23 protein-coding genes and 1 pseudogene are annotated in these 25,864 nt (G+C 69.8%); 13 read left to right on the forward strand and 11 right to left on the reverse strand.

Annotated elements, in window-relative coordinates; translation table 11 throughout:
* Nucleotides 1-46: 46 nt before the first annotated feature.
* The 6 genes from ACYQ5L_RS26665 to ACYQ5L_RS26690 form a co-directional block, all read right to left on the reverse strand.
* Entirely contained in the window at nucleotides 47-1,846 is a 1,800-nt protein-coding gene (locus ACYQ5L_RS26665; protein WP_459961011.1) for a peptidoglycan D,D-transpeptidase FtsI family protein, read from the reverse strand.
* Nucleotides 1,847-1,989: 143 nt separating this feature from the next.
* The gene (ftsL, locus tag ACYQ5L_RS26670; protein WP_459961012.1) at nucleotides 1,990-2,742 is read right to left on the reverse strand and encodes a cell division protein FtsL; all 753 of its coding nucleotides are present in this window, start codon (nucleotides 2,740-2,742) and stop codon (nucleotides 1,990-1,992) included.
* A 46-nt stretch (nucleotides 2,743-2,788) separates the two neighbouring features.
* A complete protein-coding gene (rsmH, locus tag ACYQ5L_RS26675) occupies nucleotides 2,789-3,772 on the reverse strand; it encodes a 16S rRNA (cytosine(1402)-N(4))-methyltransferase RsmH (RefSeq protein WP_459961013.1) in 984 nt (327 codons plus the stop codon).
* Nucleotides 3,773-3,966: 194 nt separating this feature from the next.
* On the reverse strand, nucleotides 3,967-4,398 hold the full coding sequence (gene mraZ / locus ACYQ5L_RS26680) for a division/cell wall cluster transcriptional repressor MraZ (RefSeq protein ID WP_067547369.1): 432 nt from the start codon (nucleotides 4,396-4,398) through the stop codon (nucleotides 3,967-3,969).
* Between the two features lie 449 nt (nucleotides 4,399-4,847).
* Nucleotides 4,848-5,270 (reverse strand): DUF3040 domain-containing protein, encoded by a 423-nt coding sequence (locus tag ACYQ5L_RS26685; protein ID WP_459961014.1) that lies wholly within the window; start codon nucleotides 5,268-5,270, stop codon nucleotides 4,848-4,850.
* Between the two features lie 125 nt (nucleotides 5,271-5,395).
* Entirely contained in the window at nucleotides 5,396-5,836 is a 441-nt protein-coding gene (locus tag ACYQ5L_RS26690; protein ID WP_379203749.1) for an SAV_6107 family HEPN domain-containing protein, read from the reverse strand.
* A 185-nt stretch (nucleotides 5,837-6,021) separates the two neighbouring features.
* On the opposite strand from ACYQ5L_RS26690, the gene ACYQ5L_RS26695 reads away from it, so the two are divergent.
* Genes ACYQ5L_RS26695 through ACYQ5L_RS26720 form a run of 6 tightly spaced genes read left to right on the forward strand, consistent with a single transcriptional unit; the run spans nucleotide 6,022 to nucleotide 11,587 of the window.
* Nucleotides 6,022-6,633: a GNAT family N-acetyltransferase gene (locus ACYQ5L_RS26695; RefSeq protein WP_379203774.1), complete on the forward strand. Its 612-nt coding sequence runs from the start codon at nucleotides 6,022-6,024 to the stop codon at nucleotides 6,631-6,633.
* Nucleotides 6,634-6,653: 20 nt separating this feature from the next.
* Nucleotides 6,654-8,222: a phytoene desaturase family protein gene (locus ACYQ5L_RS26700; RefSeq protein ID WP_459961015.1), complete on the forward strand. Its 1,569-nt coding sequence runs from the start codon at nucleotides 6,654-6,656 to the stop codon at nucleotides 8,220-8,222.
* Complete coding sequence (locus ACYQ5L_RS26705; RefSeq protein ID WP_459961016.1) at nucleotides 8,219-8,692, forward strand: hypothetical protein; 474 nt, start codon at nucleotides 8,219-8,221, stop codon at nucleotides 8,690-8,692. The genes ACYQ5L_RS26700 and ACYQ5L_RS26705 overlap by 4 nt, the downstream gene beginning before the upstream one ends.
* A gap of 34 nt (nucleotides 8,693-8,726) precedes the next feature.
* Nucleotides 8,727-9,530, forward strand: a complete 804-nt coding sequence (locus tag ACYQ5L_RS26710) for a carotenoid biosynthesis protein (RefSeq protein ID WP_459963555.1) — start codon at nucleotides 8,727-8,729, stop codon at nucleotides 9,528-9,530.
* A 3-nt stretch (nucleotides 9,531-9,533) separates the two neighbouring features.
* Nucleotides 9,534-10,298 carry an LppM family (lipo)protein gene (locus tag ACYQ5L_RS26715; RefSeq protein WP_459961017.1) on the forward strand — a complete coding sequence of 255 codons (765 nt, stop codon included), beginning with the start codon at nucleotides 9,534-9,536 and terminating at the stop codon, nucleotides 10,296-10,298.
* Nucleotides 10,295-11,587 carry a glycosyltransferase family 2 protein gene (locus ACYQ5L_RS26720; RefSeq protein WP_459961018.1) on the forward strand — a complete coding sequence of 431 codons (1,293 nt, stop codon included), beginning with the start codon at nucleotides 10,295-10,297 and terminating at the stop codon, nucleotides 11,585-11,587. Before ACYQ5L_RS26715 ends, ACYQ5L_RS26720 begins: the two co-directional genes overlap by 4 nt.
* A gap of 18 nt (nucleotides 11,588-11,605) precedes the next feature.
* Here ACYQ5L_RS26720 and ACYQ5L_RS26725 read toward each other — a convergent pair whose 3' ends face one another.
* Both ACYQ5L_RS26725 and ACYQ5L_RS26730 read right to left on the reverse strand, forming a co-directional pair.
* The gene (locus ACYQ5L_RS26725; protein WP_459961019.1) at nucleotides 11,606-12,355 is read right to left on the reverse strand and encodes a hypothetical protein; all 750 of its coding nucleotides are present in this window, start codon (nucleotides 12,353-12,355) and stop codon (nucleotides 11,606-11,608) included.
* Nucleotides 12,356-12,461: 106 nt separating this feature from the next.
* On the reverse strand, nucleotides 12,462-13,460 hold the full coding sequence (locus tag ACYQ5L_RS26730; protein WP_459961020.1) for a methylenetetrahydrofolate reductase: 999 nt from the start codon (nucleotides 13,458-13,460) through the stop codon (nucleotides 12,462-12,464).
* A gap of 225 nt (nucleotides 13,461-13,685) precedes the next feature.
* On the opposite strand from ACYQ5L_RS26730, the gene ACYQ5L_RS26735 reads away from it, so the two are divergent.
* The 4 genes from ACYQ5L_RS26735 (at nucleotide 13,686) to ACYQ5L_RS26750 (ending at nucleotide 19,036) form a co-directional block, all read left to right on the forward strand.
* Nucleotides 13,686-14,795, forward strand: a complete 1,110-nt coding sequence (locus ACYQ5L_RS26735; protein WP_459963556.1) for a polyprenyl synthetase family protein — start codon at nucleotides 13,686-13,688, stop codon at nucleotides 14,793-14,795.
* Between the two features lie 37 nt (nucleotides 14,796-14,832).
* Nucleotides 14,833-16,407, forward strand: a complete 1,575-nt coding sequence (gene crtI / locus ACYQ5L_RS26740; RefSeq protein WP_459961021.1) for a phytoene desaturase family protein — start codon at nucleotides 14,833-14,835, stop codon at nucleotides 16,405-16,407.
* A 155-nt stretch (nucleotides 16,408-16,562) separates the two neighbouring features.
* Entirely contained in the window at nucleotides 16,563-18,083 is a 1,521-nt protein-coding gene (locus ACYQ5L_RS26745) for an alpha-(1->6)-mannopyranosyltransferase A (protein WP_459963557.1), read from the forward strand.
* Nucleotides 18,080-19,036, forward strand: coding sequence for a phytoene/squalene synthase family protein (locus tag ACYQ5L_RS26750; RefSeq protein WP_459961022.1), 957 nt, complete (start codon nucleotides 18,080-18,082; stop codon nucleotides 19,034-19,036). Before ACYQ5L_RS26745 ends, ACYQ5L_RS26750 begins: the two co-directional genes overlap by 4 nt.
* An 808-nt stretch (nucleotides 19,037-19,844) precedes the next feature.
* Here ACYQ5L_RS26750 and ACYQ5L_RS26755 read toward each other — a convergent pair.
* Nucleotides 19,845-20,213, reverse strand: coding sequence for an Rv2175c family DNA-binding protein (locus ACYQ5L_RS26755; protein WP_459961023.1), 369 nt, complete (start codon nucleotides 20,211-20,213; stop codon nucleotides 19,845-19,847).
* A 108-nt stretch (nucleotides 20,214-20,321) separates the two neighbouring features.
* Here ACYQ5L_RS26755 and pknB point away from each other — a divergent pair.
* Nucleotides 20,322-22,313 (forward strand): annotated as a pseudogene (gene pknB / locus ACYQ5L_RS26760) (Stk1 family PASTA domain-containing Ser/Thr kinase); the annotation flags it as partial.
* A 253-nt stretch (nucleotides 22,314-22,566) separates the two neighbouring features.
* Here pknB and ACYQ5L_RS26765 read toward each other — a convergent pair.
* Nucleotides 22,567-23,955 carry a class II 3-deoxy-7-phosphoheptulonate synthase gene (locus ACYQ5L_RS26765; RefSeq protein WP_459961024.1) on the reverse strand — a complete coding sequence of 463 codons (1,389 nt, stop codon included), beginning with the start codon at nucleotides 23,953-23,955 and terminating at the stop codon, nucleotides 22,567-22,569.
* A 251-nt stretch (nucleotides 23,956-24,206) separates the two neighbouring features.
* Between ACYQ5L_RS26765 and ACYQ5L_RS26770 the strand changes: the two genes are divergently transcribed.
* Nucleotides 24,207-24,704, forward strand: coding sequence for a polyadenylate-specific 3'-exoribonuclease AS (locus ACYQ5L_RS26770; RefSeq protein WP_459963558.1), 498 nt, complete (start codon nucleotides 24,207-24,209; stop codon nucleotides 24,702-24,704).
* Nucleotides 24,705-24,713: 9 nt separating this feature from the next.
* Entirely contained in the window at nucleotides 24,714-25,082 is a 369-nt protein-coding gene (locus ACYQ5L_RS26775; protein WP_459961025.1) for a DUF5655 domain-containing protein, read from the forward strand.
* On the opposite strand, the gene ACYQ5L_RS26780 is transcribed toward ACYQ5L_RS26775, so the two are convergent.
* The gene (locus ACYQ5L_RS26780) at nucleotides 25,079-25,804 is read right to left on the reverse strand and encodes a lysophospholipid acyltransferase family protein (RefSeq protein ID WP_459961026.1); all 726 of its coding nucleotides are present in this window, start codon (nucleotides 25,802-25,804) and stop codon (nucleotides 25,079-25,081) included. The two genes, ACYQ5L_RS26775 and ACYQ5L_RS26780, sit on opposite strands and share 4 nt — an antisense overlap.
* Between the last annotated feature and the right edge of the window lie 60 nt (nucleotides 25,805-25,864).

Genomic DNA, 25,864 nt, shown 5'->3' on the forward strand with positions numbered 1-25,864 from the left:
TGCGCGCGCCGGGGGCGGTACACATCACGTCCATCCCTTACCTGCTCTAACTCGCCTGCAGAATCAGCGGTTTGGCCGGTGGCGACGGCGGCACCCGATCCCGCTGCAGGGCCCAGGACGCAATGCTGTGGAACAGCGGCGCGACCGATCCGCCGCCACTGCCGTCGGAGCTGCGCACCGGCGCGTCGAGCATCATGCCGATCACATAGCGCGGATTGTCGGCCGGCGCGATACCGGCGAAGGTGATCCAGTAGCGGTCGGTCGAATAGCAGCGGCACTTCGGATCGATCTGCTGCGCCGTCCCGGTCTTCCCGGCGATCTGATAGCCCTCGATGGAGGCCGGCGCGCCGGTGCCGGTCTGCACGCCGCGCGGATCGCGCTGCACCACCGACTGGAACATCTGCCGCAACGTCTGCGCGGTCCGCGGGCTCACCACGGTGACGCCCTCCGGCTGCTCCTCCTCGGTGCGGGAGCCGTCCGGGGCGATCTTGGCCTTCACGATGCGCGGCGGAATCCGCACGCCGTCATTGGCGATGGCCTGGTACATGGCGGTCATCTGCAGGGTCGTCATCGAAAGACCCTGGCCGATGGGCAGGTTGGCGAAGGTCGAGCCGGACCACTGATCGCGGGCGGGCAGCACGCCGGGACTCTCGCCCGGCAGGCCCACGCCGGTGCGCTGGCCCAGGCCGAATTTCCGCAGCATGTCGTAGTAGCGGTCCTCGCCGATGCGCTGCGCCAGCATGAGCGTGCCCACGTTGGAGGACTTGCCGAAGATGCCGGTGGTGGTGAACGGCGTGGTGCCGTGCTCCCAGGCATCGTGCACGGTGACGCCGCCGGTGAAGATCTCACCTGGAACCTGGTGCACCTCATCGGGATTGGTGAGCCCGTACTCGATGGCGGCGGCCGCGGTGACGATCTTGTTCACCGAGCCGGGCTCGAAGACCTCCTGCACCGACGGGTTGCCCAGATCGGAGGAGGACCAATGTTCGGGCCCCAGCGCGGGATTGAAGGTGTTGTCATTGGCCATGGCCAGCACCTGACCGGTGTGCGCGTCCAGCACCACCGCCGAGGCGGCCTGGGCGCCGGACAGCTCCCGGGCCTGCTGCACCTGTTGCTGCACGTAGTACTGCAGGTCCGAATCGAGCGTCAGCTCCACGCCGTGGCCGTTCACCGCGGGCTGCCGGTCGCGCCAGCTGCCCGGGATCACCGCGCCGTCGGAGCCGCGGTCATAGGTCATGGACCCGTCAGTACCCGCCAGGATGGCGTCCATGGCGGACTCCAGCCCGATCTGCCCGTGCCCGTCCCAGCCGGTCGCGCCGATCACATTGGCGGCCAGTGAGCCGCCGGGATACTCGCGCAGGTCCTGGCGTTCGACGCCCACCTCGGGAAACTTCAGGCTGATATCGGAGGCGATGCGCGGGTCCACGTTCTGCACCAGGTAGACGAACGGATCGTCACTGCGCAGCTTGGCCAGCACATCCTTCTCCGGCGCCGCCGCGCCCAGCTTCTCGTGAATGTATTTGGCAATGGCCTGTAGTCGAGCGTCCGGTTCCGGCGCCGAGGACCGCTTGGCGTGCGCGTCGGCGAGATCCTTGCGCACCTTCACCGGCTGGAAGCTGAGCTTCTTGGCGGCGATGGTGAAGGCCAGCGATTTGCCGTAGCGATCCAGGATCGGCCCGCGGGTGGCCGGGTCCGCGAGCGTCACGCTGCGCTGATCGGCCGCCTCCGCCGAGAGCTTCGGCGCGGAAATGCTTTGGATCCAGAGCAATTGGGCGGCGGTCACCAGCAGGGCCACCAGCATGACGATGCGACCCACTCCGAACCGGAACCGCGTGGAAGCGTCCATTCCCGGAGCGGGTCGCGGTCTGTGCTGACGGCCCGGCCCGGAACTCGCTCGGCCCGAGCCGGACCGGCCCCGGCCGGAGGCGGTACGCCCCCGGGCGGAATCGGAACGGCCCCGGCCGGAGTCGCGGCCGCGGACCGAAGGGCTCATCGAGCCGCCCCATCCGGCGCCGCCTGCAAGGATGGGGCCGACGGCGCGGGCGGCTGCGGGAGCTGATTCGGCGGCGCCGGATTCTGCTGCCCCGGCTGCTGCGGCGCATTCGCCAGCTGCTGCGGCGCCTGGGCCGGATTCGGGACGGTGGCCGGCGCATTCGGCGTCGGCGGCGCGGTGGTGGTCACCGGTATGATCTGCTCGCCCTGGGCCTGCACCAGTGCGGGCGGCAGCGCCGACGGCGCGGGCGGGGTGGTATTGAGCGGGGGGACGGGCGAACCGGAGGCGGGCTTGGGCTCCCCGACCACGATCACCTGGCCGTCCGGGCCCACCACCAGGCGGGCCGGATCCTTGGCCGGGATCATGCCCAGTTCGGCCGCGCGCGCGGCCAATTCGGGCGCGGAATCGGCGGCCTCGACCTCGCGCGCCAGGGCATCGCGTTCATCGGAGAGCTGCCGGTTGGTCTTGCGCGCATCGCTGAGCTGATAGCTGTCCTCGGTGGCGCGGGTGGTGAGCAGCAGGGTCAGCGCCAGGCCGCAGCCCAGCAGCGCGATGATGGTGGCCACGAACGACATCCGGCCGCGCGGCATGGGCGCCCCGGTGCGCTTGAGCATCGGCGGCAGTTCCACCCGGCCCTGTTCGCGGCTGCGCCGACGCGCGTAGGCCCGTTGCGCCGCACCGGATTTCACCCGTTCCGCGGCCTGCACCCGACGAGCCCCCCGGCCCGTCGCCTGCTTCTGCATCGTCATAGGGCGGCTCCGAACGAGCACACCCGTCGGCGTCGATTCCGGAACTTCATGACTGCTCCTCCCCTGCGATCCGTTCCGCCGCCCGCATGCGCACCGGAGTGGCCCGCGGGTTCTCGTCGATCTCCTGCTGTGTCGCCTTTTCCGCACCGCGGGTGAGGATCCGGAATTCCGGTCCCATCCCGGGCAGTTCGACGGGCAGGTCCAGCGGGGTGCGCGAGGCCGCACGCTTCGCGAATTCCGCCTTGACCACCCGGTCTTCGAGGGACTGATAGCTCATGACCACGATGCGGCCGCCCGGCGCGAGGGCATCGAGGGCGGCGGGCAGGGCGGCTTCCAGGGATTCGAGTTCCCGGTTGACCTCCACCCGCAGCGCCTGGAAGGTGCGCTTGGCCGGATGGCCGCCGGTGCGGCGGGAGGCCGCGGGAATGGCGTCGTAGAGCAGCTCCACCAGCTGGGCGCTGGTGGTGAAGGGGGTGCGCTGGCGGCGGCGCACGATCTCGGCGGCGATCTTGCCCGCGAATCGTTCCTCGCCATAGGTTTTCAGCACCCGGGCCAGCTCACCGTGGCTGTAGGTGTTGAGGATGTCGGCCGCGGTGGGGCCGGTGCTGGAGTCCATCCGCATATCCAGCGGCGCGTCGATGGAGTAGGCGAAGCCCCGGTCGGCCTCGTCCAGCTGCATGGAGGACACGCCCAGGTCCATGAGAATCGCCCGCACCGAACCCCGGGCCGGTAGCCCGGCCTCCTCGAGCGCGTCGGCGATGCCGTCATACCTGGTGTGCACCAAGGTGATCCGGTCGGCGAACGGCTGTAGTCGCTCACCGGCCAGCTTCAGCGCATTGGTATCGCGATCCAGCCCGACCAGGCGGATATTCGGATAGGTCCGCAAGAAGTGCTCGGCATGCCCGCCCAGCCCGAGCGTGCAGTCCAGGTAGACGGCGCCGTCGACGGATTCCAGTGCGGGACCGAGGATTTCGTCTGCGCGATGGAGGAGAACCGGAACATGGCGGGGGCCGTCACTGCTGCGGTCCATTGAGCCCTCCCGGATCCTGCCTCACGTTCGTTCGCACGGCCGCGCGGGTCGCTTGCGATTCGGACTTCACTGAATGTCTCAGTGGCGGTGGCCAATGCCCCGTGGTCTCTGACCGAAGCACCGCACCTGGCGTTGGGGAAGTACGTCAGGGTCGGTGTCGGGCAGAGGCCGCAGGGCACTCGCCTCGCTGCGGGCTAGAAAATCCCGCCCAGCGACTCGTCTCTGGCTTGCGAGTAATCCTCCTCGTGCTCGGCGAGGTACGAATCCCACGCCGCCTTGTCCCATATTTCGAGAAAGTCGACCGAGCCGATCACCACGCAGTCCTTCGTCAGGTTCGCGTAGCGGCGGTGTTCGGCCGACAACATGATCCGGCCCTGTGCGTCCGGCCGCTGTTCATCGGTGGAGGCCGCCAACGCCCGGACGAAAGCCCGTGCCTGCGGGTTGGACCGGGATGCGGCCGCGGCTCGCCGCGCCAGCGCGGTGAACTCGTCCTTCGGATAAACGGCAAGGCTGTGGTCCTGTCCTTTCGTGACCATCAACCCTCCCGCCAGCTCGTCCCGGAACTTCGCAGGCAACGTGAGTCGCCCTTTGTCGTCCAATCGGGGGGTATAGGTCCCGAGAAACAAGTCCCGACACCTCCTACCGGATCACCCCTCGACTGTTCGGCTCCCTGTAGTGCGCGCTCCACATTACCCCACTTTCCCCCACTTTCAATCGAAAGCGGCGGTGATCTCGGTCCCCGGTTGGCGAACTTCGCAGGTCACACCAGCTATCACGGGTGTGGGGAGATTTCCTCGCAGTTCCCCCGACACGCGCGACGCGCGCCGACGGGGACCCGACAACTACCAGCAAACCCGCAGATAGCGCGCATTTCCGGCACGCGTGGGGCGCGGTGGGGGATCTTCGTGGGGAGCTGTGGGGAGTCCCGGGGACGTCCGACACGCCGTACAAAGATGCACAAGAAACGCCGTGGCGCCACACCTCGAATCGGTGTGGCGCCACGGCGTGTCGCGCTCGTTTCAGTTAGCCGATCATGCTCGGCCCTCGCACGGGTGCGAGGCGCCCACTGCGGAGATCAGTTGTCCTGCTCGAACCTTCTGCGGAACCTGTCCTCCATACGGGAGGAGAACCCGCCCTGCTTGCGCTGTTTGCCCCGGCCGGCCGGACCGGCGCCGGGGGTGGGATTCGCATCGGTACCGCGGGTGCCCTGCGAATTCATTCGGGGGCCACCGATCAGCAACAGCACACCGGCGCCGAACATGACGATGAAGCCGATGAGCGAGATGATCGGGAAGTCGCCCAGCTTGATCGGCGCCGCGATACCCGCGACGAGTAGGAACAAGCCGATGGCGAAGAGCGCTGCTGCTTGAAGTCTGCGTCGTCCGGTGGCAGAACGTAGCCGTCCGCCCCGGACCGTCGAGGCGAACTTGGGATCCTCAGCATAGAGCGCGCTCTCGATCTGTTCGAGCATGCGCTGCTCGTGCTCGGAGAGTGGCACGGTACCTCCCCCGGCACTAGGTAGTGGCAGTCGCCTCCGGGATAGCGACAGATAGCCGACCTTGGCGGCTGTCTGCCACCAATAATACGAGTTCGATCAGAGTGCGACCACCTACTCGCCGATACTCACGCCAGCATTCCGGCGACCCACCCCGTCGAGGGCTTCAACCTGGCCGCCGAGGCCAGCAGATCTTCCACGTCGTGCAGGAATGCCCCTACCCGCGAAGAGAACTCGTCGGCGCGCTGATCATCCACGGGCCGCGGCAGGCCGGCCTCCAGGGCGGCGCGGGTCTCGGACTGGGCGCTGAAGTAATCCGCCCACATCACGAATTCCGGTGCGGCGTGTTGCATGAGCACCCAGGCATTGCGGGAGCGGGCCCGGGGAGCGCGGTCGGCGCCCGTGAGAGCCAGCACCGCGCCCGCGCCGCGCAGTGCCGCCAGGTAGGCGGTGCGGAAACGCTCCGCCGGCTCCTTCTCCCCCGCCGCCTGCATGAGCAGATTGTCGGCGCGCCGCAGTAGTTCACCGGCTCGGCCAGGGTGAGCCGGGCGCTGATTTCCACCGGTCATCGGGTACCTCCCCACTCGCATACCCCCGACAATCCCGGCACTCGGGCCTCTAGGAAGATCGAACAGGTATTCGAAGGATTCAATTGAGTTTGAATATAGAGAGACCCACCGACAAGTTCCGGTGCACGGCATCGGCGCTATCGTCGGACCCATTGTCCGCCGCCAACGAGAGCCGCGCCTGCCCGATGACCGCCGTAACCCCGAACACCACGCCCGCACCCGTCGTCGTCGATCTTTCGGCCGCGACCCTGCGCGCCCGGCTGTCCGATGCCCTGGCGGTCTACGTCGCGGCCATGGACTATCCGCGCGGCACCGAGCACCAGCGGGCGCCCATGTGGACCGAGCACACCACCCGGCCGGGCTGGCAGGCCGTGGCCGCGGTGCTGCCCGATGACGACGGCCGGCTGGACCTGCGCACCGCGCCGATCGTGGCCATTGCCTACGGGTATCACGGTGCGCCGCACCAGTGGTGGCATCAGCAGGTGTACAGCGGCATGCGGCGCACCGGGTGGCCCGAACACGCGGCGCGCGACCTGCTTTCGGACTACTTCGAGCTGACCGAACTGCATGTGCACCCCAGCGCGCAGGGACGCGGCATCGGGGAGACCTTGCTCACCCGGCTGCTGCAGAACCGGCCGGAACGGACCGTGCTGCTGTCCACGCCCGAGGTGGATCGGGAGGCGAATCGGGCCTGGAAGCTGTACCGGCGGGCCGGATTCGGTGACGTGGTGCGGCATTTCATCTTCTCCGGCGATACCCGGCGGTTCGCGGTGCTCGGGCGGCGGCTTCCCCTGTGAGTGCGCGAACCAGAGACGCTGTGCCAGTGGTGATCATCGGCTCCGGCCACAATGCGCTGGTCGCCGCCTGTTATCTCGCCCGCGACGGGCACCGGGTGGAGGTGCTCGAGCGGGATACCGTGCTGGGCGGGGCGGTGTCGACGGTGGAACGGTTCCCGGGCCATCAGGTGGATCGCGGCTCCTCGGCGCACATCATGATCCGGCACACCGGGATCATCGAGGAGCTGGGGCTGGAACGCTTCGGGCTCCGTTATATCGACTGCGACCCTTGGGCTTTCGCCCCCGCACCGCCCGGGACCGACCTGCCGCCGATCGTCTTCCACCAGGACCTCGACAAGACCTGCGCCGCCATCGCGGCGGCCTGCGGCGAGCGCGATGCCGCGGCGTACCGGCGGTTCGTGCGGGTGTGGGGACCGCGGACGGCGCGGGTCATGCGGTCGTTCTCCGGTGCGCCCACGCCGGGGCGACTGCTGCGGTCGTTCTGGGGGCTGGACGCGAAGAACGGCGGCAGCGCGCTGTCGCGGGAGTTCCTCCAGTCCGGGGATGCGCTGCTGGACAGCCTCTTCGACAGTGAGCGGCTGAAGGCGGCGCTGGCCTGGTGGGGTGCGCAATCCGGGCCGCCGATGTCCGAGCCCGGCTCCGCGCCCATGGTCGGGTTCGCGGCGCTCATGCACACGCTGCCGCCGGGTCGCGCGGTCGGCGGGAGCGGGGCGCTGAGCGCGGCGCTGGTGGCGCGTTTGCGCTCCGACGGCGGGATTGTGACAAGCGGGGACGCGGTCACCGCCCTGGCGCGGGCGGGCAAGGGCTGGCGGGTGCGGACCGCGGGCGGCCGAAACCTGTACGCGGACACCGTGATTTCGGGCACACATATTCTCACCACGCTGAATCTGCTGGAGCAGGGCGGATTCGACGCCGCGCCGCTGCGGGACTGGCGGCGGCGCATCCGAGTCGGCCCCGGCATCGGCATGGTCGTCCGGGCGGCGGCGAGCGAGCTGCCACGGTATCCGGGGGCGACCACCGGCGAATCCGCCCACGGACTCCAGCTGCTGGTGACCGACCGTCGTCAACTGCGGTTGGCGCACGGCGCGGCGCTGGCCGGCGAGCTGCCGCCACGGCCGGTGGTGCTGGCCATGAGCTTCTCCGCGCTGGATCCGAGCATCGCCCCGCCGGGCGAGCATCAGCTGTCGCTGTGGGCGCAATGGCATCCCTACGCGCTCGCCGACGGCAGCTCCTGGGCGGACCACGCCGAACGCGAGGCCGATCGCATCATTGCCGAGGTCGAGTCCTGCGCACCGGGTTTCGCGGGCGGCGTCCGGCAGCGATTCGTGCAGACACCCGCCGATATAGAACGCGAAATGGGCCTGCTGGGTGGCAATGTCATGCATGTCGAAATGTCACTGGATCAGATGTTCATGTGGCGGCCGATCCCCGAACTGTCCACCCACCGAGTCCCCGGCGCAGCCGGTCTTTATCTCACCGGCGCCTCCACCCACCCGGGTGGCGGTGTCTCCGGTGCCAGCGGCCGCAGCGTCGCACACCTTGTCCACCGCGACCTACGCCGAACCCGGATACCGCTACTGAATCGATGATCGAAGACTCTCTACCTCAGCCCGAACCGCAGCAGCCGCCCGCTGCGGCCCTTCCGAGACACGCTGCCGGAGGCGACGATTCGCGTCGCCACCGGCCCGCCGCCGCGCACGGCCTCGCGCAGTGGGATCCCACCACCTTCGAGGAGCGCCAGGACGAGGCGATCGCCGAGTTCTGGCCGCGCGGCGCGGGTCGGCTGCCCCGCCGCGAGCCGGGCGCGGAACTGCCGGACCGGCCCGATCCGGTGCCGGGCCTCGGGGCTCCGGCCGCCGAGGCCACGGTGGACATCGCCGTGGAGGCCATGAAATCCGCCGTGGATACCACCGTGGACGAGGCGCATCGCGGGCCGCGCGGCGTGCGCTCGAATCCGCGCAAGGCGGCCAGCTTCTTCCAGGCCCGCCCACATCAGGAGGAGGCGGCCACGCCCGGAGAGGCGGCCGGCGCGCGGCCGGATCCGGAATCCGAACAGTGACTCCGGAATCCGGGCAGTGAGCGAGCCGGTCGCGATCGGCTCGGACGACGGCACACGGCGGCTCGCCGCGGCGGCGCCCGCGGTGCTGCTGGTCGCGGTGCAGATCGCGTACCCGCTGACCCAAGGGGCCGGACGCGACCGGGTGACGGTCGCGGTCGTGGTGCTGTCGGCGCTCACCGCGCTGACGCACGCCGCCCTCACGCGCGGATTGCGCTGGGCGGCCGGGCTGCTGGTGATCCTGTCCGGAGCCGGCCTGGCGGCCGAGGTGGTGGGGACGGCCACCGGAATGCCGTTCGGGTGTTACGAGTACGCCAGCGGGCGGCTGGGGCCGGAGCTGGCGGGCGTGCCGCTGGTGGTGCCGCTGGCGTGGACGGGCGGGGTGTATCCGATCTGGATCGTGGCCGGGCTGCTGGGATCGGCTGCGCGAGCGCGGATTCCGCTGACCGCGCTGGGCGCGGTGGGCTGGGATCTGTTCCTGGATCCGCAGATGGTGGCCGATGGGCAGTGGACCTGGTGCTCGGGTGTGCCGGGACTGCCGGGGCTCGGCGATATTCCGGTCACCAACTATCTGGGCTGGTTCGCCGTGGGCTTGGTCATGGCCGCACTGCTGGAACTCTGGGATCGGACGGCGGCGGACAACCGGGCCGCGCTGGTCGTTCCGGTCGCGGTCTTCCTGTGGACATGGCTCGGCTCCGCGCTGGCGCACGCGGTGTTCCTGGGGCTGCCGGTGTCGGCGGCATACGGGTGCGCGGGGCTGGCGGTGCTGGGGATTCCGCTGGTTCGGGGGCTGAGGGCCCGTCGAATCACGCTGGGGCCGGTGGGCCATGGCACGATGTGAGCCGTGCAGCCGAGCCCGAACCCCGCCACAGCAGACGACACGCACGAGCCGGTGACCGCGGTGCGCAGACACCGCCGGTGGGTGCGGATATCGGCGGCCGTGCTGTTCGCGGCGCTGGCGATCATGCTGACCGGATGCCTGCGCGTGCAGGCCTCGATGGGCGTGTCCTCCAATGACCGGGTGTCCGGGCGGATCGTGGCCGCCACCATCCCGCAGAACGAGAACGACAAGGGGCCGCAGCTGAAGGCGCCCGACGCGCTCGCCGCCAAGGTGCGCGTGACCCCCTACACGCAGGACGGCTACGCCGGCAGCCAGGTGTACTTCGACGATCTCACCTTCGGTGAGGTGCAGCAGCTCGGGGCGCTGTCGGATCAGACCCAGGGCATGTTCCAGCTGACCTTCAGCCGCGTCGGCGATCTGGTCACCCTCAATGGCCGCATCGATTTGAAGAGCCTGCCCCCGCACGGCTCGGATGTGCAGTTCACCGTGGCCTTCCCGGCCCGGGTGGCCACCACCAACGGCACCCGCGAGGGCGATTCCGTGGTGAACTGGAAGCTGCCCGCCGGCGAGGTGTCCACCCTGAAAGCCGAAGTGGGCTACTCCGATCCGAACACCCGCTCCTTCGCCGGCTGGGCCGGCATCGTCGGCGGCATCACCCTCGCGGTCGCGGCGGTGGTGGCGGTCCTCGCCTATATGACTCGCAACCCCGACGCCCCGGCCTACGTGCGCGCCGCCCGCTGGGTGCGCCCGGACCGCGACCACCGGTGATCGGATCCCGCACCGGCGAGTTCGCGGTGCGGGCCGGAACCGCGGTGGCCGCGCTCGGCGCCGGTCTCGCCCTGCTCAACCGGATCACGCTGCGGCAGTTGCGCAATGGCGGACCGGCCGTGATCGAGCCGGTCACCGTCTGCGTGCCCGCCCGCGACGAGGCCGGGCGGCTCCCCGCCCTGATCGCGGATCTGCGGGCCCAGCAGGGGATCCCGCGCTTGCGCGTGCTGATCCTCGACGACACCTCCACCGACGACACCTACCGTGCCGCGCTCGACGCCGTCGCCGGCGATGAACGATTCACCGTGGTGCGCAACGAGTTCGAGCCGCCCAGCGGCTGGACCGGCAAGAATGCGGCCTGCACACGATTGGCCGCACTCGCCGGCGTCGGCACGACCGCTCCTCCTCCGCCGCCCGACGACTCCCTTCGTCATTCCGGCGCGCTTGTGGCCGGAATCGACCGGACCGGTGCGGATCCCGGCCGAGAACACGCCGGGATGACGGGCGGACGTTCTGCCCGCGCGGTCGGCGTGCTCGTCTTCCTCGACGCGGATGTGCGGTTGACGGAGTATGCGCTGGCGGCGGCGATCGGCGAACTGCGCCGGGCGCGCGCCGATCTGGTGTGCCCGTGGCCGCGGCAGCGGGCCGAATCGGTCGCCGAGCGGCTGGTGCAGCCGCTGCTGTGCTGGTCGTGGGCCGCCTCGCTGCCGGTGGTCGCGGCGAATCGGAGTCTGCGGCCGTCGACGGCGGTGGCGTGCGGGCAGTTCCTGGTCTTCGATGCCGCGGCCTACCGCGAGATCGGCGGGCACGCGGCGGTGGCGGATCGGGTGACCGAGGATCTGGCCCTGGCCCGCGCACTGCGCCGCGCCGGTCGGCGTACCGCGCTGGCCGCGGGCGGACGGCTGGCCGAGACCCGGATGTACCGGGGCGCAAGGGAACTCGATGAGGGCTATACCCGCTGGTTGTGGTCGGCGTACGGCGGCCGGGCCGGAAGTCTCGCCGTCGGCGCGGTGGCGGCGCTCGCGTTCTGGGCGCCGCCGCTGGCCGCGCTGTTCGGGCGGGGGCGGCTGCGCCGCGCGGGCGCGATCGGCTACGGCGCCGCGGTGGCGGGCCGCGTGCTGGCCCGCTCCACCGAGTCCGGCGGCCGGCTCACCGGCGCGGATGTGATTGCGGCGCTGGCGCATCCGCTATCGATAGCGGCCTACTTCCGCTTATCGGCAAGATCACATCGAGCTCAGGGCGGCGGCACGCTGACGTGGAAAGGCCGCTCGCTCAACGACAGCCGGTGACCGCACGCGATCCCGGGCTCAGGGCACCGGCGTGATCCCGACCGTCGGGAAGAAGAAGCAGGAGCTCTGGCCATTGCGGACCAGGCCGAACATGGCGGCGAGGACCGTGCCGGAGCCGGTGTCGACGGGTACCGCGCGGACGCCGCCCTGCGGCAGGGCGCCGGCGAAGTAGTCGTGGACCGCGCGCTCGACGACGGGGCGGAGCTCACCGGGGACCGCGGGCGGGATCATGCCGCTGAGAACCTGGTTGAGCGGGCCCATGGGGGTGAAACCGCTCTTGCCGTTGCTGAGGTTGAGCCAGGCCACCTGCATGCCGGCGGTGTCGGCGCCGTCCGGGTTCAGGCCGTAGGGGACGAAGGCGAACATGGCCTGGCCGGCTTTGACGGCCGAAAGGTCCAGTCCGGGAATGGAAACCGTGTATCTGGGCCAGGGGCCGGGGATGGTGCCCGCGACGGCGGGGGCGATGCCGAGCGTGGTGCTGCCCAGGCAGAAGGGGGCGGCGGTCGGGTAGAGGAACGGGTCGACGCCCAATGCCTGCAGGCCGCCCAGGGTTTCGCCGTAGGCGGTGAACCAGTCGGAGGGGGCCGCGGTCTCCCCCGCGCGGCCGAGGGCGGCGATGACCGGCGACGCATCGGTGGCATCGGCTGCCGCCGGGGCGGCGGATTCCTCGGCCGGGCCGCCCGGGGCGGCGGCCGCCGGGGCCGCGGTCAGCACCGCGCAGGCGCTCAGGGCGCCTGCGACACGGACGAAGTTCTGCAACACAGACATGCGGGGGCCACCTCTCAGCGCCTTGCTCCTCAACGTCGCGGTGAGGACGCACGCTACTCCGCTGACCAGCCCAATCCCGACATTTCGCCCGGCACGCCGGGTCGGTTCAGGCGTGCGCCGGGGCGGCGGTGACCGTGTAGCCGAGGTTCGCCAGCACCTCGCTGGTGGCCTTGGCGAAGTTCAGCGTAATGAAGTGCAGGCAGGGCGCGCCCTCGTCGATGAGGCGCTGCGCCATCTCGGTGGCGATCTCGATACCGGCGGCGCGCACCGCGGCGCGATTCTCCTCCGGGCCGTCGCCGGCGGCCTTGCGCAGGCGGGTCATGACCGCCTCGGGCAGTTCGCGGCCGGAGAGCTCGACCGCGCGCTCCACGGTGCGCAGCGAGGTGATGGGCATGAGCTCCGGGATGATCGGCTTGCCGCCCTCGACCGGATCGGCCTTCACCGCGCGATCACGCAGCCGCAGGTAGTGCTCGGCGTCGAAGAACATCTGGGTGATCGAATACTCCGCGCCCGCACGCAGTTTCGCGAGCAGGAACTCGGTGTCGGAGTCCAGGTCGGCCGAGCGCGGATGCCCCTGCGGGAACGAGGCCACGCCCACGTGGAAATCGCCGAGATCGCGCACCATGCGCACCAATTCCTCGGCGTACTCCACGCCTTCGGGATGCTTGACCCACTCGCCGAGCGGATCGCCCGGCGGATCGCCGCGCAGCACCAGCAGATTCCGGATACCCGAGTCCGCGTACGCGCCGACGATCGAACGCAGTTCGGCCACACTGTGATCCACCGCGGTGAGATGCGCCACCGTCAGCAGCGTGGTCTCGCGTGCCAGCTGGCCGGTCACCCGGATGGTGCGATCGCGGGTCGACCCGCCCGCACCGTAGGTCATGGACACGAAGGCCGGGTGCAGCCGCTCGAACTCCCGGGCCGCCCGCCACAACCGCGCCTCACCGGCCGCGTCGCGGGGCGGATTGAACTCGATCGAGAACGGGATGGACCCATCGGGCCGCGGGCCCAGCTGCTGCACCACCGAGGGAGTTCCGGACACTTGCGGTGTGCGGGAAACTCGGCCAGGGGTCGAATATCCCCGTACATTGTCGAAACTCACCGGGCCATTTTAAGGGGCGCACGCCGCCGGCTCGTATTCCCCCTGGATTCGGGGGAAATATCCGAGCACGTAGCGCGCCCGCGCGGGGCTCCGGCCCCGGCCACCCGACGGATTCGCGCGGTATGACCGGCTCGCTGCCGATCCGGGCTGCTCGGTACAGTCGGGGGCGTAACTCGCCCGCGGCCACCACGACTCGCAGCGCGGCTCTCACCCCAGGAGGTTCCCCTGTCCGCCGGACCCGGTACCCCGACCCGCCAACCGGTCGGCGCGGGATCGCTCGTCGCCGCCGTGGAGGACCGCCTCACCGGCTTCTTCCGGACCCGGCGGGAGATCGTCGAACCCCTCGGACCGGTTTTCGTGGCGGCCACCGAAGCCCTCGAATCCTTCGTGCTGCGCGGCGGCAAGCGCACCCGGCCCGCCTTCGCCTGGACCGGCTGGCTGGGCGCGGGCCGCGATCCGGAGGATCCGCAGGCCGATGCGGTGCTGACGGCCTGCTCGGCGCTGGAATTGGTGCAGGCGTGTGCGCTGATCCACGACGACATCATCGATTCCTCGCGCACCCGGCGCGGATTCCCGACGGTGCACGTGGATTACGAACAGCGGCACCTGGATCGGCGCTGGGCCGGGGATGCGGCGCAGTACGGGACCAGCGTGGCCATTCTCATCGGCGATCTGGCGCTGGCCTGGGCCGATGACATGACCCGCGATGCCGGGCTGGACGCCGGGGCGCAGGCGCGGTTCGCGCCGGTGTGGGCGGCCATGCGCACCGAGGTGCTGGGCGGGCAGCTGCTCGATATTCACGGCGAGGCCGGCGGGGACGAATCCGTCGAGGCCGCCATGCGCATCAATCGGTACAAGACCGCGGCGTACACCATCGAACGGCCGCTGCACATGGGCGCGGCGCTGGCGGGGGCGCATCCGGAGCTGGTCGCCGCCTATCGCGAGTTCGGGACCGATATCGGCATCGCCTTCCAGCTGCGCGACGATCTGCTCGGGGTGTTCGGGGATCCGGCCGTGACCGGGAAGCCGTCCGGGGACGATCTGCGCGAGGGCAAGCGGACCGTGCTCATCGCCGAGGCGCTGCAGCGCGCGGACGCGAAGGACCCGGCGGCCGCGGCGCTCATCCGGACCAGCCTGGGCACCGATGTCACACCGGAGCAGGTCGCCGAATTGCGCACGGTCCTCACCGAACTCGGCGCGGTGGACGCGGTGGAGATGCGCATCACCAGCCTCACCGAGCAGGCGCTGACCGCCCTGGACGCCAGCACCGCGACCGCGGACGCCAAGCGGCAGCTGCGGGCCATGGCGCTGGCCGCCACCGCGCGCGCCTACTGACCGGCGTGGCCGGGAACTCACGGAAGTCATGGGTGGGATGAAAACTGTTGCGGGACCTTCCGATCGGATCGTCGTGGTCGGGGCCGGGCTGTCCGGGCTGGCGGCCGCACTGCATCTGGCGGGGGCCGGGCGGCGGGTGACGGTGCTGGAGCGGGCCGATCAGGCCGGTGGGCGGGTCGGGCGGTATCGCGGGGCGGATTACGAGATCGACTCCGGGGCAACGATTCTGACGGTGCCGGAGTTGATCGACGAGGCGCTGGCGGCGGTCGGGCAGAACCGCGAGTCGGTGGGGCTGCGGATCCTTGAGATGGCTCCGGCCTATCGGGCGCGGTTCGCGGACGGCACGGTCGTCGGCGTCCACTCCGATCCCGAAGCCATGGCGGCCGAGATCGCGCGCGTGCGGGATGCCGGTGCGGCGCAACGGTATCGGCGGCTGCGGGAATGGCTGCGCGCCGTGTACGAGGCCGAGTTCGGGCACTTCATGGACACCAACTTCGACTCGCCCCTGGACATGGTGCGGCACCCGGCCAAGCGGGCGGCGCTGGCGAAACTGGTGGGGCTGGGCGCTTTCGGGCGGCTCGGGCCCAAGGTTTCGCGGATCATGGGTGACGAGCAGCTGGCGCGAGTGTTCAGCTTCCAGGCCCTGTTCGCGGGCATGGCGCCCAATCGGGCGCTGGGCGTGTACGGCGCGATTCCGTACATGGACACCTGCCTGGGCGTGTACTACCCCGAGGGCGGCATGCGGGCCATTGCCGACGCCCTGGTGCGGGCACTGGTCGCCGCGGGCGGCACGGTCGAATTCGGCGCGCAGGTCGTGGGGATCGACTACGCCGGCCGCCGGGCCACCGCCGTGCACACCGACGACGGGCGCCGCTGGCCCTGCGACGCCGTGGTGGTCACGGCGGATATCGGATCCATCGAGCGATTCGGGCTGCGCCGCCGCCGCTGGCTGCGCGCCTCGCCGTCCGCGGTCGTCGCGCACGGCACCATTCCCGCCGAGGTGGCGGCGCGCTGGCCGGTGCAGGCGCATCACACCATCGACTTCGGCCGCGCATGGGATCGCACCTTCACCGAGATCGCGGCCGGGCGCGGGCGGGGCAGGCTCATGAGCGATCCGTCGCTGCTGCTCACCCGCCCGGCGCTCACCGATCCGGGGCTCTATATCGACCGCGACGTCCGATATGAGCCACTGTCGCTGCTGGCCCCCTGCCCCAATCTCGACGCGGCGCCCCTGGACTGGGACAGGCTGGCGCCGCACTATCTGCGCGAGCTGCTGGAGACCCTGGAATCCCGCGGATACCAAGGCATTTCGCAGTACTTCCGGATCGACCACCTCGACACGCCGCGCACCTGGAAGAACAAGGGCATGCTCGCGGGCACCCCGTTCTCCGCCGCGCACCTGTTCCGGCAAACCGGCCCGTTCCGCACCCGGAACCTGGTGCCGGGCCGCGACAATGTCGTTCTCGCAGGTTCGGGGACCGTGCCCGGGGTGGGCGTGCCCACGGTGCTGCTGTCCGGAAAACTCGCCGCGACCCGAATCACGGGTGATCTACGACATGCCCGGGCCGGATCCGCCGACGCCGACGCGGTGGCCACGCCGCACAAGCACTAGACTGACCGGCGTCCTGAACCCACGCGGCTGCCGCCGCCGACTTTTCCTGGGGGGAATGCCCGCCAATGCCGACCCCCGATATGGACGCCGCCATCGCCACCACCGCCGCCCCCGCCGACCTCCTCACCACCGGCGCGGTCACGCACGGCAACTGGATGCGGCAATGCGCCGACTTCGCGCGCAGCCAGGAAGGGCATGCGGCCCTGCTCGGATTCTTCGGCGCGATCATGATCACCTTCGGCGGGTTCGGGGCGGGCAGCACCCGCCGGGCCGACCCGCTGCTGGAAGAGGCGCACCTGTCCTGGCTGCGGTTCGGGCACGGCTACATGCTCTCGACGGTGATCGTGTGGATCGGCGTGCTGGCCATGATCACCGCCTGGGTGCGGCTGGGCCGGGCCACCATCGGCACGGTGCCCGGAGCGAAGGTGACGCTCAACGAGCTGCGCGCCATTGTCGGCATCTGGGTTTTCCCGCTGCTGTTCGCGGTGCCCATGTTCAGCCGCGACGCCTATTCGTATCTGGCGCAGGGCGCGCTGCTGCGGGACGGATTCAATCCGTACGCGGTGGGCCCGAGCGTGAATCCCGGTGTGCTGCTGGATAATGTGAGCTCGGTCTGGACCAACACCACGGCTCCGTACGGGCCGATCTTCCTGTTGATGGCGCGCGGGATCACCTCCATCACCGGTGACAGCGTGGTGGCGGGGACCATTGCCCTGCGCCTGGTCATGCTGCCGGGTCTGGCGCTGATGATGTGGGCCATCCCGCATCTCACCAAGCATCTGGGCGGCAAGCCGACCACCGCGCTGTGGCTGGCGGTGCTCAACCCGCTGGTGCTCATCCATCTCATCGGCGGCGTGCACAACGAGATGCTCATGGTCGGTCTGATGGCGGCCGGTATCGCGCTGGTGCTGGAACACCATCATGTGGCCGGCATCGTGGTGGTGGCCATCGGCGTGGGTGTGAAGGCGACGGCGGGCATCGCGCTGCCGTTCCTGGTGTGGATCTGGATGATTCACGAACGCGAGCGGCGCGCCGAGCGGGGTGAGGGCGAGCTGCCGCATCCGGCCATGATGTTCGCCAAGATCGCCGGGCTCGGCGTGGCGGTGTTCGCGGTGGTGTTCGCGGCGGCCTCGGCGCTCGCGGGCGTCGGCATCGGCTGGCTGACCGCGCTGTCCGGGTCCAAGAAGATCATCAACTGGCTGTCGCTGCCGACCATCATGGCGCACATGGTCACCTGGGTGACCCCGTGGCGGCAGGAATCGGTGCTGTCGGTGACGCGCTCCATCTGCGCCATCGCGCTGGTGCTGATCCTGGTGTGGGCGTGGTGGCGGTTCCGGCACACCGAACGCGAGGCCGTCTTCGGCATTACCGTGGCCTTCGTGGCCATTGTGATCCTGTCCCCGGCCGCGCTGCCCTGGTACTACTCGTGGCCGCTGGCGCTGGCCGCCGGATTCGCCTTGTCGACACGGACATTACAGATTCTGGTCGGGCTCTGTACGTGGCTCATGCTCGTGTTCCAGCCCGACGGCAATCCGGGCCTCTACACCTTCTGGCATGTCGCCGCGGCGACCTTCGCCGCGATCGTGGCGGCGGTGGCGCTGAAGAAGGTCGACCCCCTCAAACTGCGCGCCCCCGCGCCCGCGAGCACCGAGCACAACCAGCCCAGCGCGGCATGACCGCGCTGGACCTCGCCTACCAGGACTGCCGCCGCATCGCCGCCCAGCACGGGCGCACCTACTTCCTCGCCACCCGGCTGCTCGGGCCGGAGCGCAGGCCCGCGGTGCACGCGCTCTACGCCTTCGCCCGCATGGTGGACGATATCGTCGACGACAGCGCCGCACCCGCGCGCGCGGAAGAGTCCGCGGCGCAACTGGATCGGATCGAATACGAGCTGCGCGGCCGCCTCGCCGACCCGTCGGCCTACCTCGACGGCACGGAATCCTGGCCCGGATCGCCACTCCAGGACCGCATCCTGCTGGCCGTCTCCGACACCATCCGCCGCTATGCCATTGCCCCCGAGCACTTCTGGGTCTTCCTGGAGTCCATGCGCATGGACATCCCGGGCAGCCCCCAATTCCGCGCCCACTACCCCACCATGGCTGCCCTGCGCACCTATATGCGCGGCTCCGCCGCCGCCATCGGCCTGCAACTGCTCCCGGTCCTGGGCACGGTCGTTCCGGTACCCGAGGCCGAGCCCGCCGCGGCCGCTCTCGGTGAAGCCTTCCAGCTCACCAATTTCCTCCGCGATATCGCCGAGGACCTCGACCGCGGCCGCGTCTACCTCCCCGCCGACGAGCTCGCCGCCTTCGGCGTGGACGGCAACCTGCTGATGCACTGCCGCACAACGGGCCGCACCGACCAGCGCGTCCGCCGCGCGCTGTCCCATCTGATCGCCGTCAACCGCGATATCTATCGCACCGCCACCCCCGGCATCGATCTGCTCACCCCGCGCGTGCGCCCCGGCATCCGCACCGCCGCCGTCCTCTACAGCGGCATCCTCGACCAGATCGAACGCACCGACTACGCCGTCTTCACCCGCCGCGCCGTCGTCCCCAGGCACCGCCGGCTCCGGGTCGCCGCCCGAGAACTCGCCGCGGCCCAACCTCTGCGCCGGACTTATGTCTCGTAGGGGCCGTGTTCATCGGCCAGCCTGATTCGGCCGCCTCGCTCTCCTGGTTGCCGCGAGTCGACAGCGTTGAGAGCGCGTCCAACCAGGGACGCTCGTGGCTGTGTTTGATTTGCCTCCGCTTCGCTCCGGCGGGGTTCGGGGCCTGACAGTCTCGATTTTTCCCTCCCTCCGCGCACGCCGGAGCTCCTCCGCTTCGCTCCCCCGCTCCGACGCACGCTCCACTCAGTCCAAAATCGAGACGGCCCCGAACCCACACAGTCGATGCACCAACTGTCATCCCTACAGTTCATCGACAGTTCGCCTGCGGCGGGCGAGATCAGATAGACCAACTGGCATCCCTGCCGTTCATCGACAGTTCGCCTGCGGCGGACAAACACACAGGCAGACGGGCTGATGACTCGACGGGCTCGTGTCCGCACCAGCTCGAGCACACACCAGCTGGAAATCGCACCAGCTCGCGATCCGACCGGCTGGTGATCGGACCGGCTGGAGAGTGGACGGGCTCGGATAGACCAGCCTGGTTATGGCGCTTCGGGGTTCGCCTTCGGCGGACGGGCTCGGATAGAGCAACTGGCAGCCCTGCCGTCGTTGGCAGTTCGCCTGCGGCGGACACTTACGGCCTGGCCCGCCATGAGGTTCGTGCGCTAGGCCTCATCACCAGCCGGGTCCGGCATCCGGCGTGAGCCCTGCCGAGAACTTTCGGCCTTAGCGGGGTGGACGGGGCGGGGTCCGGCAGCACCGGGCGCCTTCAACCCACTTTTCCTCCGCACCCGGTGCGTCAGCACCGGGTGCGAGAGAATCTCAGAGATCAGAAGGGGTCGGCGGCTGCGCGGCGGATGACCTCGCGGGCCAGGGGGCCGTGCAGGGCGTCGATGGGGCGGCCGGGGAGGCTGTCGTCCTCGGTGTAGATCCACTCGAGGATTTCCTCATTGGTGTACTTCGAGTCGCGCATGACCGTGATCAGTCCGGTGAGGTGTTTGGCGACCGCACCGGTGGAGTCGAAGAATTCCTTGGGAATTCCGGCGATGCCGTCGCGGCGGACCGCGATGAGCTGATGCTCGCGCAGCATCTGGTGTACACGGGTGACCACCATGCCCAGCTGCTCGGCTACATCGGGCAGCGGGATCAGGGTCACCGAATCCGGCAGGACGTCATCGCTGCATGGGAAGGCACTCACCCGGATAACGGTAGTCTCTCGCGCCGCCGCCGTCGCATCACACCCCGGCACGACTACCATCGGGTGAGCCGCACGGGGCGGCGCGGAAGTCGGAAGGGTATCAGTTCATTGATCGGCCAGATGCTGGAAGGGCGCTACCGCATCGACGCGCCGATCGCGCGTGGCGGTATGTCCATGGTGTTCCGGGGGGTGGACACTCGGCTCGACCGACCGGTCGCCATCAAGGTAATGGATCCGAAGTTCGCCGCCGATCGGCAATTCCTGACCCGCTTCGAACTCGAGGCGCGCGCGGTCGCCAAACTCAAGCACCCCTCCCTGGTCGCGGTATACGACCAGGGCATCGACGGCGACCATCCGTTCCTGATCATGGAATTGGTCGAGGGCGGGACGCTGCGCGAGCTGCTACGCGAACGCGGGCCCATGCCCCCGCACGCGGTGCGCGCCGTGGCCGAACCGGTGCTGGAGGCCGTCGGCGTTGCGCACGCGGCCGGGCTGGTGCACCGCGACATCAAGCCGGAGAACGTCCTCATCTCCGATTCCGGCGAGGTGAAGATCGCCGACTTCGGCCTGGTGCGCGCGGTCGCCTCCGCCAACATCACCTCCGACTCCGTCATTCTCGGCACCGCCGCCTACCTCTCCCCCGAGCAGGTCACCAGCGGCAATGCCGACGCCCGCAGTGATGTCTATTCCGCGGGTGTACTCATCTTCGAAATGCTCACCGGGCGCACGCCGTTCACCGGCGACACCTCCATCTCGGTGGCCCTGCAGCGCGTCGAGAAGGATGTGCCCGCCCCGAGCCGCTTCATCGCCGGGGTGCCGCCGGAGTTCGACGAGCTGGTCGCGCACGCCACCGCGCGCGAGCCCGCGCACCGCTTCGCCAATGCCACCGAGATGGCGGGCGAGCTGCGCCGCATCGCACGGGAACTGCAACTGCCCGGATACCGCGTGCCCGCGCCGCAGGATTCGGCCGAGCACCTCAGCGCCAGGTACCGGGTCGGGCCGACGCCCGCCCCGCAGCCCGCGCACGCCGCATTCGGCGCCACGGAGATGACCACCCGGATCCCCGCCGATCCGCCGACCGTGCAGGTGCCGCCGCAGCATCAGCACACCCGGGTGATGACCGCCGCGCGGGAGATGGCCCCGGACTACGCGCCCCGGGCGCCCGCCGATCCCCGTCAGGGACCGCCGAATTCGGGCTATCAGTCCGAGTTCATCGAGGATCGCGGCAAATCCCGCCGCACGGTGCTGGTCTGGCTCGGCATCGTGGTCACCCTGGCCCTGCTGCTCGGCATCGGCGGCTGGTGGCTCGGGGTGGGCAGATATGAGGCGGTGCCCTCGATCGCCGGGCTCGACACCCAGCGCGCGGTCGCCGCCTTGCAGGCCGCCGGATTCGAGACGGAGACCAAGAACAAGGCCTCCGACATCATTCCGGTCGGCAATGTGGTCGGCACCGATCCGCCGGCCGGTTCGAAGGTTGTGAAGGGCTCGACGGTCGCCGTGCTGGTCTCCAGCGGCAAGCCCAAGGTTCCCGAGATCACGGCCGGACAGGACGTGAGCGCCGCCAATGAGGCCATTCGCGATGCGGGCCTGACCCCGGTCGACTCCGGCGAGGTGGGCAGTTCCGCTCCCAAGGGCACGGTCGCCAAGGTGGAACCGGGTCCCGGCACCGTTCTTCCCGCGGGCGGCACCGTGAAGGTCTACCGCAGCAGCGGTTCCAAGCCGGTGAAGCTCCCCGATGTGCGCGGCAAGACCGAGGAGGAAGCCCGCGCCGCCCTGCAGAGCGCAGGCATCTCGGTCTCCTCCACCCGCACGCAATTCGACGCCAAGGTCAAGCCCGGCCAGATCGTCGGCACCGATCCCGCCGCCGGCACCACCGTCGACTCCGGCAATGGCGTGGTCCTGATCATCAACGACGCCGTCGAAATGCCGTCGCTGCTGGGCGACAGCGTGGGCGCCGCGCGCGCCGAACTCCAGGCCCTCGGTCTCCAGGTGCAGGTGCGCCAGCTGGCCTCCAATGACAGCTCCATCGTCATCTCGCAGAGCACCAGCCCCGGAGCCAGCGTGGAAGCGGGCTCGACCATCACCCTGGTCGCCCTCCCTTACGGCCCCCCGGAAACCCCCCCCCCCCCCCCCCCCGCCGTGCTCGAATTCGAGCGCGGCGGGTCTGCTTTCCCCCTCGCGCGAGTTGGTCGTGCGATCACCGGGAATCTGTGGCGGCATTTCGCGAGAAGGGTCCGCCACCAGTTCCCGGTCGATGATGTTTCAGTTTGGGGCTCGTCCGAGTCCTCGTCGATCGGAACGTCGAAGGGCCCGAACCAGCGGCTGGTTCGGGCCCTTCGCGTCGATCATCCTGTCAGCGGAGCATTTCCGCGACGAGGAAGGCCAGCTCCAGCGACTGCTGGGTATTGAGGCGGGGGTCGCAGGCGGTCTCGTAGCGGCCCTCGAGGTCGGCGTCGGAGATGTCCTGGGCGCCGCCCAGGCATTCGGTCACGTTCTCGCCGGTGAGCTCGATGTGCAGGCCGCCCGGGTGGGTGCCGAGGGCGTGGTGCACCTCGAAGAAGCCCTGCACCTCGTCGACGATGCGATCGAAGTGGCGGGTCTTGTAGCCGGTGGAGGCCTCGTGGGTATTGCCGTGCATGGGGTCGCACTGCCAGATCACCTGGTGGCCGGTGGCCTGCACCTTCTCGATGATGGCGGGCAGCACGTCGCGGACCTTGCCATTGCCCATGCGGGCGACCAGGGTGAGGCGGCCGGGCTCATTGTTGGGGTCGAGCCGCTCGACGTACTCCACGGCCATTTCGGGCGTGGTGGTCGGGCCGATCTTCAGGCCGATGGGGTTGGCCAGCAGTTCGGCGAAGGCGATGTGCGCGCCGTCGAGCTGGCGGGTGCGCTCGCCGATCCACAGGAAGTGCGCCGACAGGTCGTACAGCACCGGCTCGCCGGTGACCGGGGACTCGCTCAGCCGCAGCATGGCGCGCTCGTAGTCGAGCACGAGGGCCTCGTGGCTGGCGTAGAGGCGGGCGCTGGACAGGTTCGGGTCGTTCACGCGACAGGCGTTCATGAACGCCAGCGCGCGATCGATCTCGGCGGCCATGGCCTCGTAGCGGGCGCCGGCCGGGGACTGGGCGACGAACTCGCGGTTCCAGTCGTGCACCTTGTGCAGATCGGCCATGCCGGCGGAGGTCAGCGCGCGCACCAGGTTCATGGCGGCGGAGGCATTGGCGTAGGCGCGCACCAGGCGCGACGGATCGTGTTCGCGCACCGCGGCGTCCGCGACCAGCGAGTTGATCATGTCGCCGCGGTAGGACTTCAGGCCCAGCGAATCCACGTCGGCCGAACGCGGTTTCGCGTACTGGCCGGCAATGCGGGCGACCTTCACCACCGGCAGGCTCGCGCCGTAGGTGAGCACCACGGCCATCTGCAGCAGCGTGCGGATATTGCCGCGGATATGCGGTTCGGTGTTGTCGGCGAAGGTTTCCGCGCAGTCGCCGCCCTGCATGAGGAAGGCCTCACCGCGCGCCACCTCGGCCAGTCGCAGTTTCAGCTCCTCCACCTCGGCTGGCACGCAGATGGGCGGAACGCTCTCCAGCACGGTGCGCATGTTCGCGGCCTGCTCGGGGTCCCACGACGGCTGCTGCAGGGCGGGGCGGGCGAGCGCATCATCGAGGCGCCGACGCAGCTCCGCGGGCAACGGGGGGAGTTCCGGCAGGCGATCGATGGGTACGTCGACGGTCCAGTTCACCCGTTCAGGATACGGACCGACTCCGGTCATTCGGGACCACACCCAGGGCTGGGATTTCTCACACCGTGCCCGCTGAACCTGCGACCCGCGACCAGGCGTATTGCCGTCACCGGTCACTCCGGCCCGCCCGCGGGTCCCGGCCCGGCGGCCGGAACATAGGGTGGATGGGCGGATGATCTGCCCGGATCATCCCCATCCCCGGCGCCGGTGGGAGGTACCGGCCGCCGCGAACTGAGGAGAGACCCATCTCGCTGCGGTATTTTTACGATTCGGAATTCATCGAGGACGGGGTCGTCATCGACCTGGTCTCCATTGCGGTCGTATGCGAGGACGGCCGTGAATACTATGCGGTCTCCACCGAATTCGATGCGGAGAAGGCCGGTCCCTTCGTCCGCCGCAACGTGCTCCCCAAGCTGCCGCCGCCGTCCTCCCCGCTGTGGCGCAGCCGTGAACGCATTCGCGACGACCTGTACAAGTTCCTGGTCCCCCGCCCCGGGGTGGAACCGGAGCTGTGGGCCTGGGTCGGCGCCTACGACCACGTGGCGCTGTGCCAGCTGTGGGGATCCATGGTCGATCTGCCCACCGCGCTCCCCCGCTACACCAACGAACTGCGCCAGCACTGGGTGCAGCACGGGTGCCCGCCCTTGCCGCCGGTGCCGAAGGACGCGCACGACGCGCTGGCCGACGCACGGCACAATCTCGCCAAGTTCGAGGCGATCGAGGCGCATCGGCGGCGGCAGGCGTCCTAGGCTCGGGTCATGGCCGGCAGTGACGGGGTGTGCGAGTACTTCGCCGGGAAACCCCGTGCCTTCGAGATCTTCTCGGTGCTGCGCGCGCTGATCGAGGAGCAGGGCGAGGCCGCGATGAGCGTCGGCGCGCAGATCTCGTTCGGCGGGCGGCGCAAGTTCGCCTGGATCTGGCTGTACAACATCACCGGCGCGAATCCCGAAGGGACCGTGCAGATCATGCTCGCGCTGGGGGAACCGCACGAGGGGCCGCCGGTGTATCGGGTGACGCCGATCGGCAAGTCCCGGTGGAACCATCTGGTCGTGGTGCACACCCTGGCGGAGGCGCGGGATCCGCGGCTGGCCGCGCTCATCGGCGCGGCCTACCGGTACGGCAATTAGCCGGCCATGGTCTGCGGCATGCGGTCCGCGTCGGGGCGGCTGCCCGAGGGCACGCCCTTCTTGAGGCTGGCGGCGTAGACGTCGACGTATTCCTGACCGGACATGGTCATGAGCTCGTACATGATCTCGTCGGTGACGGCGCGCTCCACGAAGCGGTTGCCGCCCATGCCCTCGTAGCGGGAGAAGTCGATGGGCTTACCGAACTTGACGGTGACCTTCTTGCTCCGCCAACGGAACGGGCCGGGTGGGCACACCTCGTCGGTGCCGATCAGCGCGACCGGGATCACCGGAATGCCGGTCTCCAGGGCGAGGCGTGCCACACCGGTCTTGCCCTTGTAGAGGCGGCCGTCCGGCGAGCGCGTGCCCTCCGGGTAGAGGCCCACCAGCCGACCCTCCTCCAGCAGCGTGCGCGCGGTGTTGAGGGCGCTCTCGGCGGCGTCCGCACCGGACCGGTCGATCGGGTACTGGCCGGCGCCGGAGAAGAACCACTTCTGCAACCGGCCCTTGAGACCGGGAGTCGTGAAATATTCGGCCTTGGCCAGATAGGTGATGCGCCGCGGACTCATCAGCGGCGTGAAGAGCCAATCGGTGAACGACAGGTGATTGCCGGCCAGGATGGCTGCACCCTTCGCTGGGATGTTCTCGACGCCCTCGACGCGAGGTCGGTTGACGAGATGCATCCATGGACCCGGGAACACATACTTCAGCAGCCAGTAGAACATCGCGTCCTTTCCCCTGTTTTCGATACCCGGGACCGGCCTCGTTGCGGGCACCACACTCAG

The organism is Nocardia sp. IFM 10818, assembly GCF_054655275.1.